The organism is Paraburkholderia hospita, assembly GCF_002902965.1.
In the GTDB taxonomy this organism is placed as follows: domain Bacteria; phylum Pseudomonadota; class Gammaproteobacteria; order Burkholderiales; family Burkholderiaceae; genus Paraburkholderia; species Paraburkholderia hospita.
Map to the genome: position 1 here is coordinate 2,926,319 of NZ_CP026106.1, position 17,738 is coordinate 2,944,056.

11 protein-coding genes are annotated in these 17,738 nt (G+C 64.5%); 6 read left to right on the forward strand and 5 right to left on the reverse strand.

The genetic code is table 11. The features are described 5' to 3' along the window. Nucleotides 1–7 precede the first annotated feature (7 nt). On the reverse strand, nucleotides 8–418 hold the full coding sequence (locus C2L64_RS31740; protein ID WP_007582628.1) for a hypothetical protein: 411 nt from the start codon (nucleotides 416–418) through the stop codon (nucleotides 8–10). Between the two features lie 104 nt (nucleotides 419–522). Between C2L64_RS31740 and C2L64_RS31745 the strand changes: the two genes are divergently transcribed. Both C2L64_RS31745 and C2L64_RS31750 read left to right on the forward strand, forming a co-directional pair. Then, the gene (locus C2L64_RS31745) at nucleotides 523–960 is read left to right on the forward strand and encodes an MbcA/ParS/Xre antitoxin family protein (RefSeq protein WP_007582627.1); all 438 of its coding nucleotides are present in this window, start codon (nucleotides 523–525) and stop codon (nucleotides 958–960) included. Further along, nucleotides 957–1,658 (forward strand): RES family NAD+ phosphorylase, encoded by a 702-nt coding sequence (locus C2L64_RS31750; protein WP_007582625.1) that lies wholly within the window; start codon nucleotides 957–959, stop codon nucleotides 1,656–1,658. Before C2L64_RS31745 ends, C2L64_RS31750 begins: the two co-directional genes overlap by 4 nt. 41 nt (nucleotides 1,659–1,699) lie before the next feature. On the opposite strand, the gene C2L64_RS31755 is transcribed toward C2L64_RS31750, so the two are convergent. The 4 genes from C2L64_RS31755 to C2L64_RS31770 form a co-directional block, all read right to left on the reverse strand. Beyond that, entirely contained in the window at nucleotides 1,700–2,437 is a 738-nt protein-coding gene (locus tag C2L64_RS31755) for a metallophosphoesterase (protein ID WP_081498833.1), read from the reverse strand. A 164-nt stretch (nucleotides 2,438–2,601) separates the two neighbouring features. After that, a complete protein-coding gene (locus C2L64_RS31760; RefSeq protein WP_007582621.1) occupies nucleotides 2,602–4,038 on the reverse strand; it encodes a cytochrome c in 1,437 nt (478 codons plus the stop codon). Nucleotides 4,039–4,051: 13 nt separating this feature from the next. Continuing rightward, entirely contained in the window at nucleotides 4,052–5,653 is a 1,602-nt protein-coding gene (locus C2L64_RS31765; protein ID WP_007582620.1) for a GMC family oxidoreductase, read from the reverse strand. Nucleotides 5,654–5,770: 117 nt separating this feature from the next. Continuing rightward, nucleotides 5,771–6,346: a sugar dehydrogenase complex small subunit gene (locus C2L64_RS31770; protein WP_007582618.1), complete on the reverse strand. Its 576-nt coding sequence runs from the start codon at nucleotides 6,344–6,346 to the stop codon at nucleotides 5,771–5,773. Nucleotides 6,347–6,721: 375 nt separating this feature from the next. On the opposite strand from C2L64_RS31770, the gene C2L64_RS31775 reads away from it, so the two are divergent. The 4 genes from C2L64_RS31775 (at nucleotide 6,722) to glgB (ending at nucleotide 16,985) form a co-directional block, all read left to right on the forward strand. Continuing rightward, the gene (locus C2L64_RS31775) at nucleotides 6,722–7,372 is read left to right on the forward strand and encodes a DUF1345 domain-containing protein (RefSeq protein ID WP_007582616.1); all 651 of its coding nucleotides are present in this window, start codon (nucleotides 6,722–6,724) and stop codon (nucleotides 7,370–7,372) included. 496 nt (nucleotides 7,373–7,868) lie between these two features. Beyond that, nucleotides 7,869–11,312, forward strand: a complete 3,444-nt coding sequence (locus C2L64_RS31780) for a maltotransferase domain-containing protein (protein WP_007582614.1) — start codon at nucleotides 7,869–7,871, stop codon at nucleotides 11,310–11,312. Further along, the gene (treS, locus tag C2L64_RS31785) at nucleotides 11,309–14,767 is read left to right on the forward strand and encodes a maltose alpha-D-glucosyltransferase (RefSeq protein WP_007582613.1); all 3,459 of its coding nucleotides are present in this window, start codon (nucleotides 11,309–11,311) and stop codon (nucleotides 14,765–14,767) included. Before C2L64_RS31780 ends, treS begins: the two co-directional genes overlap by 4 nt. Beyond that, a complete protein-coding gene (gene glgB, locus C2L64_RS31790; RefSeq protein ID WP_007582610.1) occupies nucleotides 14,760–16,985 on the forward strand; it encodes a 1,4-alpha-glucan branching protein GlgB in 2,226 nt (741 codons plus the stop codon). The genes treS and glgB overlap by 8 nt, the downstream gene beginning before the upstream one ends. Nucleotides 16,986–17,738: the final 753 nt, after the last annotated feature.

A 17,738-nucleotide genomic window follows, 5' to 3' on the forward strand; every position in this document is an offset into this window, starting at 1 on the left:
GCGGGAGCTAGTGGAGGATCGGCGGAAGTTCGCGCGGAGGTTGTGGGCTGCTGGTTTGCGGCGCACTGCTCTGCGCAACCTGGTGAGGCTTTGCCGCCGCCACGACCGTTTTTGCGCGCGCAGGCTTTTGCGATGAATCGCGCGGCGCAGGCGCGTGGGCCGTTTTGACGGCGGCGCTAGTCTTTTTTGTTTTCCCGGACGGGATGGAAGCCTTTGCAGCCACCTTCCCATGCGGCGCGGACTTGCCCTGATGCACGGCCTTCGCTGCACCCGAACCAGCGGAACTGGCCGCGTGCTTCGAATGCCTCGCGTGCTGCGCGGCCTCAGGCGGATTCCACACTTCCTTGTACTCGGCGCGCGCCGCCATCGACACGCACAGCAAACCAACCGATACCCACACCTTCGAACGCAGCGACACCGCAGTCTCCGTGCAAAAACCTGGAGGGCGGATTATACAGCCGCGCTTGCATTAATCCATATATAGACTAACATGTTAAAAAAGTTCAACTCAGGACTCCGATCATGTCTTCCGCTGCCCATTACTCGAGCGCCGAACGCCCGTTGCGACGACCGCCCGCCGAACCTTCCATGGCGGACATGTCCGCCGCCGGTCTGCGCGCGTTCTTCAACATCGCGCGCGACTGGGAATTGAGCGCCGAAGAGCAGATCATCCTGCTCGGCTCGCCGGGCCGCTCCACCTTCTTCAAATGGAAGAACGCGCCGCAAACGGCGCGCCTCGGCCGCGACACGCTGGAGCGGCTGTCGCTTCTGCTCGGCATCTACAAGGCGCTGCAAATCCTGCTGCCGCAGCCTGCCGCCGCCGACACGTGGATCAAGCGCCCCAACAGTGCGCCGCCGTTCGGCGGCCGCCGCGCGCTGGACCGCATGCTGGCGGGCAATATTAGCGACCTCGTGGCCGTGCGCCAGTATCTCGACGCAATGCGAGGCGGCTGGGCGTGACTGAACTGCAATGGCAAGACCAATGGCGTGTGACCTCGCTCGCCTGGACACCTGCGTTCCGCGTGATCCCTACGCGCTTTCCTGCCGTCAACCTGTTCGACCGCGTCGCGTCGCCCGAAGACTTCGACGCGCTTTACGCGCTCGAAGCCATGACCAACGACCGCGTGCGCACCGAAGTCGGCGATCTCGATCTCGTGCCTCGCGAGGAACGGTGTTACGGTCCCGGCTACGGGCCGATCATGGCCGCGCTCACGCATCTGAATCCGCAAGGCAGCCGCTTCTCGGACGGCACCTACGGCGTGTTCTACTGCGCGCGCTCGCGCGAAACCGCGATCGCTGAAACGCGTTATCACTCGGGTCTCTTCCTCGCCGCCACGCAGGAGCCGCCGATGCGTCAGCAGATGCGCCTCTACACGGTGATGGCGCAGGGCGACGTGGTGGACCTGCGCGATGCCGAATCGGTCGATGCGTCGGTGCTGTCGCCGAACGACTACGCGCCCGGCCAGGCGCTCGGCCGCGCGGCACGCGAGGCGGGCGCGCCGGGGATCGTGTATCCGTCGGTGCGGGATGCGGGTGGCGAATGCCTCGCCGCGTTCAAGACGACGCTGCTGCGCGACTGCCATCACGCGGCGTATCTGGAATACAACTGGAACGGCAGCGCCGTCGATATCGTCTTCGAACTGCACCAGGTGGGGTAAAGGCAGCGGCGCCGGAAGCGCTTGAGCACGCTAAGGCGCGCTCAAGGCAGCGCCAGCGCCGAAGCGCCAACCGAGCGCGCCCGTTCGACCGTCACCGACCAGCGCTTCGTCGTGCGCGCCTCGACGAGGGTCAGCTTGCCGCCGGGACCGAATGCGCCCGTATCGATGAACATCTGCGCGCCAATCTGCTGCACTTCGCGCACGGGCGTATGGCCGCAATACGTGAGCGATAGTCCCAGCTGGCGCATCGGATCGCCCGCGCCCATTGCGAGGCTGCGGCCCCACAGAAGTTGCTGGCGGACTTCTTCGGAGAGGGTGTCGGCATCGAGTTCGGCGTCCGAGCCGAGAAATTCCGCATGCAGCACGTTGAAGCGCTCGCTGCCCGACCCGATCACGCGCACGAGCGGCAGCGCGCGCAGACGCCGCGCATAGACGCGCAGCCTTTCGATGGGCACCTGCACGCTCCACAGGCCACCGATTCCATACCACCACTGCTTCTTCAGCTTGCCTTCAGAAACGGCGCAGAGCGCGTCCTCGTGATTGCCGAGCACGGCATGGAACCAGGGCTTGTCGAGCAACGCCAGCGCCTCTTCCGACTGCGAGCCGCGATCGACGAGATCGCCAACCGAGAACAGCCGGTCGCGCGACGGATCGAAATCGACCTCGCGCAACAGGAAGCGCAGCGCGTCGACGCAGCCGTGCAGATCGCCGACGACGAAATCGCGTCCCGTCCGGTTGACGGGATGATGTTGGACGACGGTGACAAGTGTGGAATCCATAACACCATGATAGTGCGGGCGCGCAAGCCGTGTATGCGCGGCATCTCGCGTTCGCACGCCGTTCGTGAGCCGGATTCGTTCGCAGCGCATGCGCTGCGACAAGCTTCGCGCACGCGCACCGCCAAAATGCAGACTCCAACGCTCAGTGGGCGATCACTACGCCATCACTGCGGCACGGCGCGCAGCCTGCCGACCTGCTCCGCGCTCAGCGTCGATCGGGGATTGCCGAACTGCTTCGTCACGTAATTCGTGACGGCGGCGATCTGCGCGTCGGTCAGTTCGCGGTCGAACGCGGGCATCAGCACGTCGGCGTCTTTCGTCGTACGGTGCACGCCGTGCAGAATCACCATCGCCAGATTGTTCGCGTCGCTCGCACCCGCGACGCTGTTATGGATCAGCGACGGATACGCGCCCGGCGCGCTCGCGCCGACGCCCTCGCCCGTCCAGTGGTGGCAGCTCGCGCAGTTCGCGAGGAATAGCTGCGCGCCGTTCACGCCCTCGATCCGCGCGCCGCGCAACGCGACGGCGTCGCTCGCGGGCGAGCCCCATTCGGCACGCGCACGTGCCTCGCCCCGGTCAATGGGCTTGAGCGCGCGCAGATAGATGGCGATCGAGCGCAGGTCTGCGCGGTTCAGATACTGCGTGCTGTTGGAGACCACGTCGGCCATCGGCCCCGCCGCGCTCGCGCGGCCCTCCGCAATGCCTGTCGACAGATAGCTGGCGATGTCCTGATCCGACCAGCTGCCGATCCCGCTCGTCTTGTGCGGCGTGATGTTGTACGCGTGCCAGCCGGCCTGGATCGCGCCCGACAGACGTTCGCCCGTTTTGAGACCCTGCGTGAAGTTACGCGGCGTATGGCATTCCTCGCAATGCGCGAGCCCTTCGACCAGATACGCGCCGCGATTCCATTCGGCGCCCTGCTTCGGGTCGGGCACGAAGCGCCCTTCGTCGAAGTTGAGCAGGTTCCAGAAGACCATCAGCCAGCGCTGGTTGAACGGAAAGCGCAGATCGTTCGACGGCGGCGTGTAGCGCACGGGCACCATCGTGTTCAGATACGCGCGGATGGCCTGCACGTCCTGACCGGTGACGCGCGTGTATTCGACATACGGGAACGCCGGATAAAGCCGCTGGCCTTCCTTGCCGATGCCTTCGTGCATCGCGCGCATGAAGTCGGCGTCCGTCCAGCGGCCGATGCCCGTGTCCGGATCGGGCGTGATGTTTGGCGTATAGATCGTGCCGAACGGCGTGCTGATCGCGCGGCCGCCCGCGAACGGACGGCCTTTGTCCGACGTATGGCAGGCGATGCAATCGCCCGCACGCGCCAGATACTCGCCGCGCCTGACGAGATCGGGGCCCAGACCCGACGCGCCGCTTGCAGGCGCGCTGGCCTGCGCGACGGCTTCGCCGAGCGGCGATTCGTCGGTGTGGCGCGGCTCGGCGTCGTACGCTTCGAGCCATGCGAGATAAAGCGCGAACAGCGAGAACGCCGCCGCGAGCGCCGCCATCTTCCATACGCGGCGGCGCGCTATGAGCGCCGCGCGCCGGCTCGCGGAGAAAACCGTCGCATCGAGGTTGCCGCCGTGTCGGTCTGATCGTTTCATAGGCAACAGACCCTCAGATTTCGCGCTTGAGCTTGTCGGCAAGCTTCAGCGACAGCGCCGCGATCGTCAGCGTGCAGTTCACCGACGCCGCGCCCGGCATCACGCCGCTGCTCGCAATGAACAGATTCGGGTGATCGTGCGTGCGGCAGTCGGCATCGACGACGGAACTGGCGGCGTCGTTGCCCATGATCGTCGTGCCCATGATGTGATTGTTCGGCGCGAAGGTATCGTCGAACGAAACCTCGGTGCCGCCGAACAATCCGGCAATCTGTGCATAGAGTTCATGCGTGTGCGCGGCGCTTTTCTTCACGTAATCGTTGATCGAGTAGTAGATCTCGGGCTGCGCAATGCCGAGCGCGTCCTTGTGATCGGCGGAAGGCACGATGCGGTTCTGCGGCTCGGGCAGATGCTCGTGAAAACTGTTGATGGTCACCATGCGCGCGGCGCGGTCGCGAATCTGCCGGTCCAGCTCGGCGCCCGTCAGCCCGCCTTTGAGCAGCGCCGATGTAATCGCCATGGTCGGCACACCGTTCGATACATGCAGCTTCTTCGACGCGTACTCCGAGCGGAACGCGCCGTCGCGGAAGTTCACCACCGACGTCATCTCCATCGGCCCGCGCCCCGGCCACAACGATTCGTTCGCGAGAAACGTGACGCCCGTGCCGGGATGGTCCATCAGGTTACGTCCGACCTGATCGGAGCTGTTGCCGATGCCGTGCGGGAACGTGTCCGAAGTCGACATCAACATCAGCTTGGGCGTCTCGATGCCGTTCGCCGCGAGCACGAACAGCTTGCCCGTCACGCGCGTGCTGTTGCCGTTCGGGTCCTTGTAGTGAACGGCCGTGATGAGCCCTTTGTTGTCCGCCTCGACGCGGTAGACGACGGCCTGCGCAATCAGCTTCGCGCCCGCGCGTTCGGCCTTGTCGGCGTGCACGATGCCGTTGTACATCGCGCCGATCGGACAGATCGGCATGCAGTTGTTGTTGCCGCAGCAGGTGGGGCGCGCGTCGTACGGACGGCTGTTGCGCGCGACGGGCTCGGGCACGACCTTGAAGCCGTTCGCGTTGAGCACGACGGAAAAACGCTGGTCCATGTACGACAGCGGCAAGGCTGTCATCGGATAAGGCTTCGAGCGCGGCGAGCCGAGATCGACGGTTGCGTCGGGGCCGGACACGCCCAGTTGCACTTCGGCGGCGTAGTACCACGGTTCGAGCGTTTCATACGGATAAGGCCAGTCGCGGCCCACGCCGTACAGCTTCTTCAGTTGAAAGTCCGACGGCAGCAGACGCCACGTCGCAGCCGCCCAATGCCAGGTGGTGCCGCCGACGAGCCGCACATACTGCGAGTCATACGGATAGTCGCCCTTCTGGATCAGATAGTTGTTGGCGGGCGAGTACTGCGGATGCGGCGCGTAAGGCGTCGACGGATACGGCGTCGCGAAGTCCGATTTTGCAGGCGAATTGCGGAAGTTCTCGACGATCTGCCCGCGCTGCAGACGCGGCCCCGCTTCGAGCAGGATCACCGAGGCGCCCGCGAGCGCCATCTGATGCGCGACGAGACTGCCCGCGACGCCCGAGCCGACTACGACGACGTCGGCGGAATTTGCGTTTGCCATGCTTGCCTCTGCGGTGCCCTCTTATTTGTCTGCTGGCTTATGTCTGCTGTTTGTTCTTTCGCAAGCTCCACGCGCGAATGCAGTGAGACGCGCACGCGCGACGTCACGCGCAGCGGCTTACGCATTCGCCGGCTTGTGTGCCCAGTAAAACGGCACGTCGCGACAGTACGACGGGATCGTCAGGATGTCTTTGACGGGTTCGAACATCAGTGCGCGTTCGAACGCGATGACCTGCACATTCGGCATGTCGCCGACGAGGCCGAGATACCACGCGCGCGTGATCGCGCTGACGGTCCTCGCGAGCTGCGGCTGGTCGGCCTGCAAGGCCTGCGTGACGATGTCCGACGGCACGCCGCCATGCGTCTGCAGCCAGGTGTTGAGCGCGGCGACGTTCTGCGTGAACTGGCCGTCCGCTCTGGACAACGCGTCATACGCGCGTTTGCCGTGCAGCGGGTCGAAGCTGGTGTGTCCTGTGAGCTTGCTGGAGAGCGCGATGAATGCGTCGATGCCGCCGCCTGCGGGCGGCGGCGTGTCGGCGAAGGCAGGCGAAATGCCTACGATGCCGGGCGCTGCGCCCGCTGCACCATAGCGCGCCGCCGACGCAAACGCGAGGCCGGCAGCCGAAGCGAACGCGCCGAGCAGCCACGCACGGCGGCGCGGCGAGCGCGCAGCGTGTCGATCAACATCTGTCATGGGGGCTCCAGATGATGTGTGTATTCGCCCGGCTCGCGCCGCGTCCGGCTGTTGGCCGAACCATGCGTGCACGCCGGGCGTCCGCCCCAAAACTGGTCTTGCGCCGCTGTCTCGCGGTCTCTGATGTCCGGGCGCGGCAGGCGTTTCCTGCCGCCATTGCATGCTCGCCGTTCGCTGCGCGCGAGAACGAAGCAACGGGTGAAAGCCGCATGCAAGGCCACTGAGCAAAACTGCGGGAAAACTATAACGTCCCGGCACCCCTTTCGACAAATCATCCAGCATGCCCCCGGTAGAATCGCCGCAACCTTCACCACGACTTTCGAACATGCATCGAGACATATCCATGTCACATCACGCTGCGAGGAGCGCGCGCCCATGACTGTCTATCCGCAGGTATTGCGCAACCGGCCGCGCATGGTCACGGGCTTCGTGCTCGGCGTGGTGGTCGGCGCGCTGCTCGCCAGCGCGCACATGCGCCCGATGATCCGCGTGCTCGTTTCGTGGGATGTCGCCGTATGGACCTATCTCGCGCTGATGTGGCTGGAGATGGCACGCGCCGATCACGATCGCGTGCGCGACATTGCGCGGCGCGAAGACGAGAACGCGGGCGTCGTGCTCGCTATCGTTTGCCTCGCGACGGTCGCGAGCGTTGCCGCCATCGTGCTGGAGCTTGCGTCGTCGAAAGGCAGCACGGGCGTGTCGCACTACATCGTGACGGGCGTCACGCTGATCGGCGCGTGGTTCCTGATACCGACCATCTTCACGCTGCACTACGCGCGCCTGTACTTCGCAACCGACATGCAGGAAACCGTGCTGAAGTTTCCCGACCACAAGCTCGATCCGAACTATTGGGACTTCCTGTATTTCTCGTTCACGATCGCCGTCGCATCGCAGACATCGGACGTCGTGCTGCGCTCACGCGAGGTACGCCGCGCGGCGCTCGCGCAGTCGGTGCTGTCGTTCTATTTCAACCTGGCCGTGCTCGGGCTGTGCATCAACATGGCAGCGGGTTTGCTCGGGTCATAGCGCCCAACTCTGGCAAAACGAGGCGCGCGCGAAGTCCGCTCGAAGTCCTTTCTCAGCCGCGCGCCCCCGGCTATGGCAACATGGCATGTAACGGCCGCCGGACGACTCGCCCTAATTACACGTCTTCCTTTGGTTTCGCGGCATCATTCGTATGAACGACGCCGCCCCCGCATCTTTTTCGTCGTGCCGTACCAGGCTGCACCAGCCGTCCTTGCACGCATCTCGCCGTTTCAGTCCTGACCTTGCTGTATCGCGTTCTGGCATACCGCTTGCTCCTTCACCGCCTGTTGATCGAACCCGGACAGACGACATGCAGCGCCGTCGTAGACTCTTTGAACTGACGCGCCGCCTGTCGATCAATGAATGCACTACATTGAGCAGTACGCGCCGTCGCAGGACGCATCGCGCGGCATCCGGCTCTGAAGCCTAATAGGCGGTCGTGATCGCACGAATGTGCATCCACGCCGCAAAGCAGGACGAAATCTGGAAACGACCGATGGAAGCTCCTCACGCCTATGCGCCGCGGATTTACTTCGTTCATTCTCCCCTCGTCGGACGGCTGGATGCGTGGCCCGCGCAGTTCGAGCATGCCGCCGCGCTCGGCTTCGATCATGTGCTGATCGGCGGGCTGTTCCAGCCGGGACAGGCCGGCCACGCGCAGATCGTCAGCGATCATGCGCGGCTGCATCCCGCGCTCGCTAGCACCGAGAGCGCGCACGACGTGCTGCAGCGCCTCGCCGAGACGGCGAGCCAGCATGGCCTGACGCTACTCGTCGATCTGGTGATCGACCGCGCCGCGGCCGACGGCCATCTGTTCCGCGAGCATCGCGACTGGTTTCATCCGTTCGAGCCGGAAGAGGCGCGGCTCGATCCGCGCCACGCGCGTCACGAAGACAACGTCGCGTATGCGAACTTCAACGACGAGCACGCGGCCGCGCCGCTGCTCGACTGGTGGGCGCAGACGCTCGACGCGCTCGCGGATGCGGACATCGGCGGATTCCGCTTCGATTCTCCGCACCGCGTGCCCGCCTTCGCGTGGCGGCGGCTGCTCGATGCCGTGCGCGCGTCGCGCCATCCGTCCTCACGCTTTCTCGCCGCGACGCCCGGCCTCGTGCGCTCGGACGTCGCCGCGCTCGAAGGCGTGGGCTTCGACGCCGTGTTCTCGTCGTCGCGCTGGTGGGACTTCCGCGCGCCGTGGATGCTCGACGAGCATGCGCTGCTGACGCGTATCGCTTCGCCCGTCGCCTTTCCCGAAGCGCCGTACGGCACGCGGCTCGCGGCGGACCTCGAACATGTGCACGATTCCGCGATCGTCGAGCGCGCGTATCGCCGCGCCTTGCTGACAGCTGTTTCGACGGGCACCGGCTGGATGATGCCGATGGGCTTCGAATACGGCATCGCCGAACCGATCTCGCACACGCTCGGCGACGACGCCCACTACGCGAGCCTGCGCGGCGCGGCGCGCTTCGATCTCTCCGAGCGCGTGCGTCACGCGAATGCGATCGCACGCGACACCTGGTCGCTGCAAACCAATGGCGAGCTGCGTTCGCTGTCCGGCCCGGACACCCATGCCGCGATCCTCTTGCGCGGCGATCAGCGCGATTTGCGCGACGCGGGCGAAGCCGTGATGGTCGCGATCAACCCGGAGCTGGGCACGCCCGTGCGCGTCGATCCCGCGCGCTTGCTCGACGGCGTGCCGGGCGGCTTCACGCGCTTCGTGCCACTCGGCACCGACACGCGCGGCGCGCCGCAGCCGCTTGCCGCATTCACGCTCGCGCCGGGTGCGTGCCGCCTGTTCCGCGCGGTCGCCGAGAAACCGATCGTGCTCGCGCCGCCCATCGACAAAAAGAGCACCAAGACGTCGGGACACAAGAGCGTGCTCGATGCGATCGCGGGCTCGCGCGTCGCGATCGAAAGCGTGTCGCCGGCCGTCGATCACGGTCGCTTCCCCGCCAAGCGCATTGTCGGCGAGCGCGTGCACATCACGGCAGCCGTGTTCGCCGAAGGTCACGACAAGATCGCCGCCGCCGTGATCTGGCGCGCCGCCGATGAAACCGCCTGGCACGAAGCGCCGATGACGCCCGCGAAGCCCGCCGGCAACGACATCTGGGAAGCGCGCATTCCGCTCGAACGCATCGGGCGTCACGAATACACGGTGATTGCGTGGCGCGACGATTTCGCGTCGCTCGTCGATCACATGCAGAAAAAGCTGAAGGCGGATCAGTCGGTCGAACTCGAAGTCGAAGAGGCGAAGCATCTGTTCGCGCTTGCGCTGGCTGAGACGGAAACTACCGACGGCTCGCAACCGCAGCAACTAGAAGCGATCGTCAAGGAATTCATGAAAGCGGACACGGGCGAGCGCCTCGCGATCGTGCTGGCGCCCACGACGGCGGAAGCGTTCGCCGCCGCGCGTCACCGGCCAGGGCTGTCGCGCGATCCGATCGTGTATCGCATCGACGCCGAACGCGCGGGCGCGCGCTTTGGCAGCTGGTACGAGATCTTCCCGCGCTCGATGAGTGACGACGAACATCGGCACGGCAACTTCGACGACGTGATCGGCAAATTGCCGCGCATCCGCGACATGGGCTTCGACGTGCTGTACTTTCCGCCGATCCATCCCATCGGCATCGCCAACCGCAAGGGACGCAACAACACGTTGACGCCGGGCCCGGACGACCTGGGCAGCCCGTATGCGATCGGCGGCGAAGCGGGCGGCCACGACGCCGTGCATCCGCAGCTCGGCACGCTCGACGACTTCAAGCGCATGCTCGCCGCCGCGCACGACCACGGCCTCGAAATCGCGCTCGACTTCGCGATTCAATGCTCGCCCGACCACCCGTGGCTGAAGCAGCATCCAACCTGGTTCGCGTGGCGTCCCGACGGCACGCTGCGTTACGCGGAGAACCCGCCGAAGAAGTATCAGGACATCGTAAATCCTGACTTCTACGCGCACGACGCAAAGCCCGATTTATGGCTTTCGCTGCGCGACGTGATCCTGTTCTGGATCGATGCGGGCGTGCGCATCTTCCGCGTCGACAATCCGCACACGAAGCCTTTCCCGTTCTGGGAATGGATGATCAACGACGTGCGCGTGCGGCATCCCGACGTGATCTTCCTCGCCGAAGCGTTCACGCGTCCGCGCGTGATGGCGCGGCTCGCGAAGCTGGGCTTTTCGCAGTCGTACACGTACTTCACATGGCGCGAATCGAAGCGCGACTTCACCGAGTATCTGACGCAACTGACGCAAACCGATCTGCGCGAATTCTTCCGGCCGAACTTCTTTGTCAACACGCCGGACATTAACCCGCGTCATCTGCAGTCGCAAGGGCGTCCGGGCTTCCTGATTCGCGCCGCGCTCGCGACGATGCTGTCGGGACTCTGGGGCGTGTATAGCGGCTTCGAGCTGTGCGAAGCCGCCGCGCTGCCGAACAGCGAAGAGTATCTGGATTCGGAGAAGTATCAGATCCGCGCATGGGACTGGAACCGGCCCGGCAACATCGTGCGCGAGATCACGGAACTGAACCGCATTCGCCGCACGAACCCGGCGCTGCACTCTCATCTGAATCTCACGTTCCTGCCCGCGCACAACGAGAGCATCCTGTTCTTTGAGAAGGCCACACCAGCGCGCGACAACGTGATCATCGTCGCGATCAATCTCGATCCGTATAACGAGCAGGGCGCGGATATCGAGTTGTCGTGGAGCACGTTCAACGGCTGGGGCCTGCCCGATCACGGCGCCATCGACGTGATCGACCAGATGACGGGCGAGCGGTTTCAATGGCATGGCAGATGGCAACACGTGCGGCTCGATCCCGGCACGCGGCCGTTCGCGATCTGGCGCATCGCGCCCGCGGCCGGCCTGCCGCGCGACGCTGTTCCCGATGAAAGCGACACGCATCGGGCCGCCCACGACACGACATTCAATGAAGGTGCGATATGAAACGTGACGATTCCGCCGAAAGCACGTCGCAGCATTTCACCGACACGACAGCCGAGGCCGTTCCAGCGAAGCCGCGCCCGTCGCGCCGCGCCAAGGTGTCGACGCTCGCCGACGATCCGCTCTGGTACAAGGACGCGATCATCTACCAGGTGCACATCAAGTCGTTCTTCGATGCGAACAACGACGGCGTCGGCGATTTCCCCGGCCTGATCGCGAAGCTCGACTACATCGCGGAACTCGGCGTCAGCGCGATCTGGCTGCTGCCGTTCTATCCGTCGCCGCGCCGCGACGACGGCTACGACATCGCCGATTACAAGAGCGTGCACCCCGACTACGGCTCAATTGGCGACGTCAAACGCTTCATTCAGGAAGCGCACGCGCGCGGACTGCACGTGATCACCGAACTCGTCATCAACCACACGTCGGACCAGCACCCGTGGTTCCAGCGCGCGCGCCGCGCGAAGCCCGGCTCGAATCATCGCAACTACTACGTATGGTCCGACACGGACAAGAAGTATGAAAAGACACGCATCATCTTCATCGATACTGAACCGTCGAACTGGACGCATGACCCCGTCGCAGGCCAGTACTACTGGCACCGCTTTTACGCGCACCAGCCCGACCTGAACTTCGACAATCCCGCTGTGTTGCGCGAAGTGCTGCAGGTGATGCGCTTCTGGCTCGACCTGGGCATCGACGGGTTGCGGCTGGATGCCGTGCCGTATCTCGTCGAGCGCGAAGGCACGAACAACGAGAATCTGCCCGAAACGCACGCGATCCTGAAGAAGATTCGCGCGACCATCGACGCCGAGTATCCGAACCGGATGCTGCTCGCCGAAGCGAACCAGTGGCCGGAAGACGTGCAGGAATACTTCGGCAACGAAGACGAATGCCATATGGCGTTCCACTTCCCGCTAATGCCGCGCATCTACATGTCGATTGCGAGCGAAGACCGCTTCCCGATCACCGACATCATGAAACAGACGCCGGATCTCCCCGAGACGAACCAATGGGCGATCTTCCTGCGCAATCACGATGAACTCACGCTCGAAATGGTCACGGACTCCGAGCGCGACTACTTGTGGAATACCTATGCGAGCGACCGGCGTGCGCGCCTGAACCTCGGTATCCGCCGACGCCTCGCGCCGCTGATGGAGCGCGACCGCCGCCGCATCGAGCTGATCAATTCGCTGCTGCTGTCGATGCCGGGCACGCCCGTCATCTACTACGGCGACGAACTCGGCATGGGCGACAACATTCACCTCGGCGACCGCGACGGCGTGCGCACACCGATGCAATGGTCGTCGGACAGAAACGGCGGCTTCTCGCGCGCCGATCCCGAACAACTGGTGCTGCCGCCCGTGATGGGCTCGCTGTATGGCTTCGATGCCGTGAACGTCGAAGCGCAAAGCCGCGATCCGCACTCGCTGCTCAACTGGACGCGGCGCATGCTCGCGACGCGCCGCTCGAAGCACACGTTCGGGCGCGGCACGATCCGCTTCCTGAAGCCGAGCAACCGCAAGATTCTCGCGTATCTGCGCGAACTGCCCGGCCAGCCGCCCATTCTGTGCGTAGCGAACCTGTCGCGCGCGCCGCAGGCGGTCGAACTCGATCTGTCCGAATTCAACGGTGCAGTGCCCATCGAAATGACGGCGGATTCGGTGTTCCCCGCGATCGGGCAACTGACGTATCTGCTGACGTTCCCGCCGTACGGCTTCCTGTGGTTCCTTCTTTGCGAAGGCGGCGGCCGTCCGACATGGAGCCAGGCGCCGTCCGAACCACTGCCCGATTTCGTGACCATCGTGATCCGCGAAGGTCAGGCGGGCCCGACGCCAGAAAACGTGCGGCTGCTCGAATCGGAAGTGTTGCCGTCGTGGCTGGGACGCCGCAGATGGTATGCGTCGAAGGATCAGAAGCTGCATGCCGTGCGCCTCGCCGCGCTCACGACGATCCCCGAAGCGGGCTTCGCGTTCACGGAGATCGAAGCGGATGTCGGCAACCACACCGAGCGTTACGTGCTGCCGCTCGCGATCACGTGGGGCGCCGACACGACCACGCCGCTCTTCATGCAACTGGCGCTGGCGCGCGTGCGCCGCGGGCGCAACGTCGGCCATCTGACGGATGCGTTCGCGTTGCCGCAGTTCGCGTACGGCACGCTGCGCAAACTGCGCGAGCGCGCCGCCGTGGCGACTTTCCAGAAGAGCACGATCCATTTCATTCCGACCGACCGTTTCGCCGACCTCGATCTTGGCGATGCGCCGGAAATCCGCTGGCTCGCCGCCGAGCAAAGCAACAGCTCGCTCGTGATCGCCGACAAGATCGTCTTGAAGCTCGTGCGGCGCCTGTTGAAGGGCATGCACCCGGAAGCGGAAATGAGCCGCTATCTAACGCAGCTCGGCTATGCGAACACGGCGCCGCTGTATGGCGAAGTGGTGCGCGTCGATCCGGAGAACGTGCCGCATACGCTGTGTATCCTGCAAGGCTTCGTCGACAACCAGGGCGACGCGTGGAACTGGGCGCTCGACACGCTGCGCCGTTCGATCGACGAACTCGCGCTCGCCGTCGATGGCGCCAACAACGAGAACCAGGCGAACCAGGACCGCGTGAACGAGGAAGAGGCGACGGAAGGCTACGCGTCGTACATGGGCATCATCGGCAAGCGGCTCGGCGAGTTGCACGTCGCGCTCGCGACGCCTTCGGACAATCCGGCATTCGATCCCGAACTCGCTGACAGCAAGCAGGTGCAGGCGTGGATCGACGGCACGCAGAAATTGCTTGCCAGCGCGCTCGAGCTGCTCGAGAAGAACGTCGATCAGCTCGGCGAAGATGCCGCACTGCTCGGCCGCAGCGTTCTCGACCGCAAGGACAAGCTGGTCGAAGCGGTGTCGAAGCTCGTGAAGCCCGACGCGCATGCGCTGCGCACGCGCATTCACGGCGACTTCCATCTCGGCCAGGTGCTCGTGGCGCAAGGCGACGCCTTCCTGATCGACTTCGAAGGCGAGCCGGCGCGCGAACTCGAAGAGCGCCGCGCGAAGTCCAGCCCGCTGCGCGACGTCGCGGGGCTGTTGCGTTCGCTGTCGTACGCGAGCGCCGCCGCGCAATCGACGATGGAAGCCGCGCCGCAGATGACGGCCGACCGCAAGCGCGCGCTGTTCGAGCGCTTCCGGGCCGCCGCTGCCGAGGCGTTCCTCACCGAGTACCGCGCGGCAACGCAAGCCGCGTCGCAACGGCTCGTCGCGCCGGAGCACGAACAGGCGTTGCTCGATCTGTTCCTGATCGAGAAAGCCGCCTATGAAATCCGCTACGAAGCGGCCAACCGGCCGGCATGGCTCGGCTTGCCGGTGCGCGGCCTCGCCGCGCTGACGAGCCGCCTGCTGGGCGACACGGGCGCAGCGCCGCATTCGCCGGCGGCTGCCTCGGCGCCTCCCGCAGCATCAGAGGGCGATTATGAGTGAGCACTACAACGTTCAATTAGAGGCGGCCGGTCTGCATCGCGTGGATCTGGATGCGCTCGTCGATGCGCGCCATCACGATCCGTTCTCGCAACTCGGCATGCACGAGACGAGCGCTGGTCCCGTCGTGCGCGTGATGCTGCCGAACGCGGCGCGCGTGTCGGTGATTGCGCGCGACGACGGCAGGCTGCTCGGCGAACTGGAGCAACTGCATCCGGGCGGCCTGTTCGCGGGTCCCGTCAGCGAAGCCGTGGCGTATCGCTTGCGGATCGACTGGCATGGGTCGGTTCAGGAAATCGAAGACACGTATTCGTTCGGCCCCGTGCTGGGCGAGGAGCCGTTGCAGCGCGTCGCGTGGGGCGATCCCTACGCGGTGCTCGAATGCCTCGGCTCGCGGCCGTTCACGGCGGACGGCGTGCCGGGCGTGCGCTTTGCCGTGTGGGCGCCGAATGCGCGGCGCGTGTCGGTGGTGGGCGACTTCAATTCATGGGACGGCCGCCGTCATCCGATGCGGCTGCGCCATCAGGCCGGCGTGTGGGAACTGTTCGTGCCGCGCATCGGCGCGGGCACGCGCTACAAGTACGAGATGCTGACGCGCGACGGCCATCCGTTGCCGCTCAAGGCCGACCCTTGCGCGATGCAGACCGAGAGGCCACCCGCGACGGGGTCCGTGGTCGCGCACGTCGACGACGTCGAGCGTTTTCCGTGGACCGACGGAGACTGGATGCAGACACGCGCGTCGAAGCAGACCGCGCAATCCGCGATCTCGATTTACGAGGTGCATGCGGAATCGTGGCTGCGCGTCGCGGAGGAAGGGCATCGCGGGTTGACCTGGTCCGAGCTGGCGGACCGCCTGATTCCATACGCGAAAGAAATGGGCTTCACGCATATCGAGTTCATGCCGATTGCCGAGCATCCGTTCGGCGGATCGTGGGGTTATCAGCCTTTGGCGCAGTTCGCGCCGTCGGCGCGCTTCGGCACGCCGGAGCAGTTTGCGGGCTTTATCAACCGCGCTCACGAGGCGGGGCTCGGCGTGATACTCGACTGGGTGCCTGCGCACTTCCCGAACGATGCACACGGGCTGATCGAGTTCGACGGCACGCCTTTGTATGAGCATGCGGATCCGCGCGAAGGCTATCACCAGGACTGGAACACGATGATCTACAACCTCGGCCGCAACGAGGTGAGCGCGTTCCTGATTGCATCGGCGCTGGCGTGGCTGAAGCGCTATCACGTCGATGGCTTGCGGGTGGATGCCGTCGCGTCGATGCTGTACCGCGACTATTCGCGCGCGGCGGGCGAGTGGGTGCCGAACGTGCATGGCGGGCGCGAGAATCTCGAATCGATTGCGTTTTTGAAGCGGCTGAATCATGAAGTGCAGCATATGCCGGACGTGCATGGCGCGATCACGATCGCGGAGGAATCGACGGCATGGCCGGGTGTGACGGCGCGCATCGAGGATGGCGGGCTCGGCTTCCAGTTCAAGTGGAACATGGGGTGGATGCACGATACGTTGCACTACGTCGAAGAAGACCCGATCAACCGTCGATGGCATCACCACAACATGACGTTCGCGATGGTGTATGCGTATTCCGAGAAGTTCGTGTTGCCGCTTTCGCACGACGAGGTCGTGCATGGCAAGGGATCGTTACTGGGCAAGATGCCGGGCGACCGCTGGCAGAAGTTTGCGAATCTGCGGGCGTACTTTGCGTTTATGTGGGCCCATCCGGGCAAGAAGCTGATGTTCATGGGCGGCGAGTTTGGGCAGATGGCCGAGTTCGATCACGATGGGTCGCCGCATTGGCATCTTCTCGATGATGAGTTGCACCATGGGGTGCAGCGGCTTGTGCGGGATTTGAACCGGCTTTATCGCGAGGAGCCGGCGTTGCATCGGCTTGATACTGAGCCGGGTGGGTTTGAGTGGATCATCGGTGACGATAGTGCGAATTCGGTTTTTGCCTGGCGGCGGATGGATGGTGCGGGGCGTGAGCTGATTACGGTTTGCAACTTTACGCCGGTGCCCCGGCATGGGTATCGGATTGGGATGCCCCGCGCGGGGCGGTGGGTTGAGATCGTTAATTCCGATGCTGGGGTTTATGGTGGGTCTAATGTTGGGAACGGTGGTGTCATCTATACAGATGAGGTAGCGGCGCATGGGCGGCCGCAGTCGGCCTCTTTAGTGCTGCCGCCGCTTGGGACTGTTGTGCTGCGGGCGGATTGAGGTTTTGGGTTTGGGTTTGGTTTTTCTCTGCGAGGCTGGTGAGGTTAGGGTTGGGGTTTTGGTGTTTGCGCTGGCATCCGCGTTACGGTGTCTGCCGTTCATGCGTCGCCCCTGTGCGGGGCGGCACCTACTTTTCTTTGCCGCCGCAAAGAAAAGTAGGCAAAAGAAAGCGGCTAACACCGCCAGTTTTTGTGTCTGCCTGAGGGCCCCCAAAGGGTCTTACGCTTCATACGGCATTCACGTGACCCACGCTCGTTGCCAACGCTTTCTCTATGCGCCTCACCCGCTTCACGCACCCACGCATGGGCTAGCGGCAGCGAATGGTTTGCGCCCCCCAGGTGGCAAACTGTGTGTAGGTTGTCCCGTCGTATAGCACGACGCTCTTACAGGGTGGGACGCGTGCGCTATCGGTCCGGAGTGAGGCGTGTGGGGCACTTGGGCCGACACACAGTTTGCCACCTGGGCGGCGGTGGAATGTCTGGAACGGCATGCAGTAACTGGCGTGCGTGAAGCGGGTGAGGCGCACAGCGAAAGCGTTGGCAACGAACGCGAACAGGAAAGTTGCCGTGTGAAGTGAGGGACCGGTTGGGGTCCCTCAGGCAGGAAGAAATGTTGGCGGTGTTAGCCGCTTTCTTTTGCCTACTTTTCTTTGCGGCGGCAAAGAAAAGTAGGTGCCGCCCCGCACAGGGGCGACGCTTGAAGCGCGCTAACTAATCGCGGATGCCAGCGAAAGCGAAAGCGGCAGCGAAAACG

What these genes read in the sequence shown, in the direction of transcription:
- C2L64_RS31765 (WP_007582620.1), bottom strand. Translation starts at nt 5,653, where the DNA reads ATGGCAAACGCAAATTCCGCCGACGTCGTCGTAGTCGGCTCGGGCGTC.
- treS (WP_007582613.1), top strand. Translation starts at nt 11,309, where the DNA reads ATGAAACGTGACGATTCCGCCGAAAGCACGTCGCAGCATTTCACCGAC.
- glgB (WP_007582610.1), top strand. Translation starts at nt 14,760, where the DNA reads ATGAGTGAGCACTACAACGTTCAATTAGAGGCGGCCGGTCTGCATCGC.
- C2L64_RS31770 (WP_007582618.1), bottom strand. Translation starts at nt 6,346, where the DNA reads ATGACAGATGTTGATCGACACGCTGCGCGCTCGCCGCGCCGCCGTGCG.
- C2L64_RS31780 (WP_007582614.1), top strand. Translation starts at nt 7,869, where the DNA reads ATGGAAGCTCCTCACGCCTATGCGCCGCGGATTTACTTCGTTCATTCT.
- C2L64_RS31755 (WP_081498833.1), bottom strand. Translation starts at nt 2,437, where the DNA reads ATGGATTCCACACTTGTCACCGTCGTCCAACATCATCCCGTCAACCGG.
- C2L64_RS31760 (WP_007582621.1), bottom strand. Translation starts at nt 4,038, where the DNA reads ATGAAACGATCAGACCGACACGGCGGCAACCTCGATGCGACGGTTTTC.
- C2L64_RS31775 (WP_007582616.1), top strand. Translation starts at nt 6,722, where the DNA reads ATGACTGTCTATCCGCAGGTATTGCGCAACCGGCCGCGCATGGTCACG.
- C2L64_RS31745 (WP_007582627.1), top strand. Translation starts at nt 523, where the DNA reads ATGTCTTCCGCTGCCCATTACTCGAGCGCCGAACGCCCGTTGCGACGA.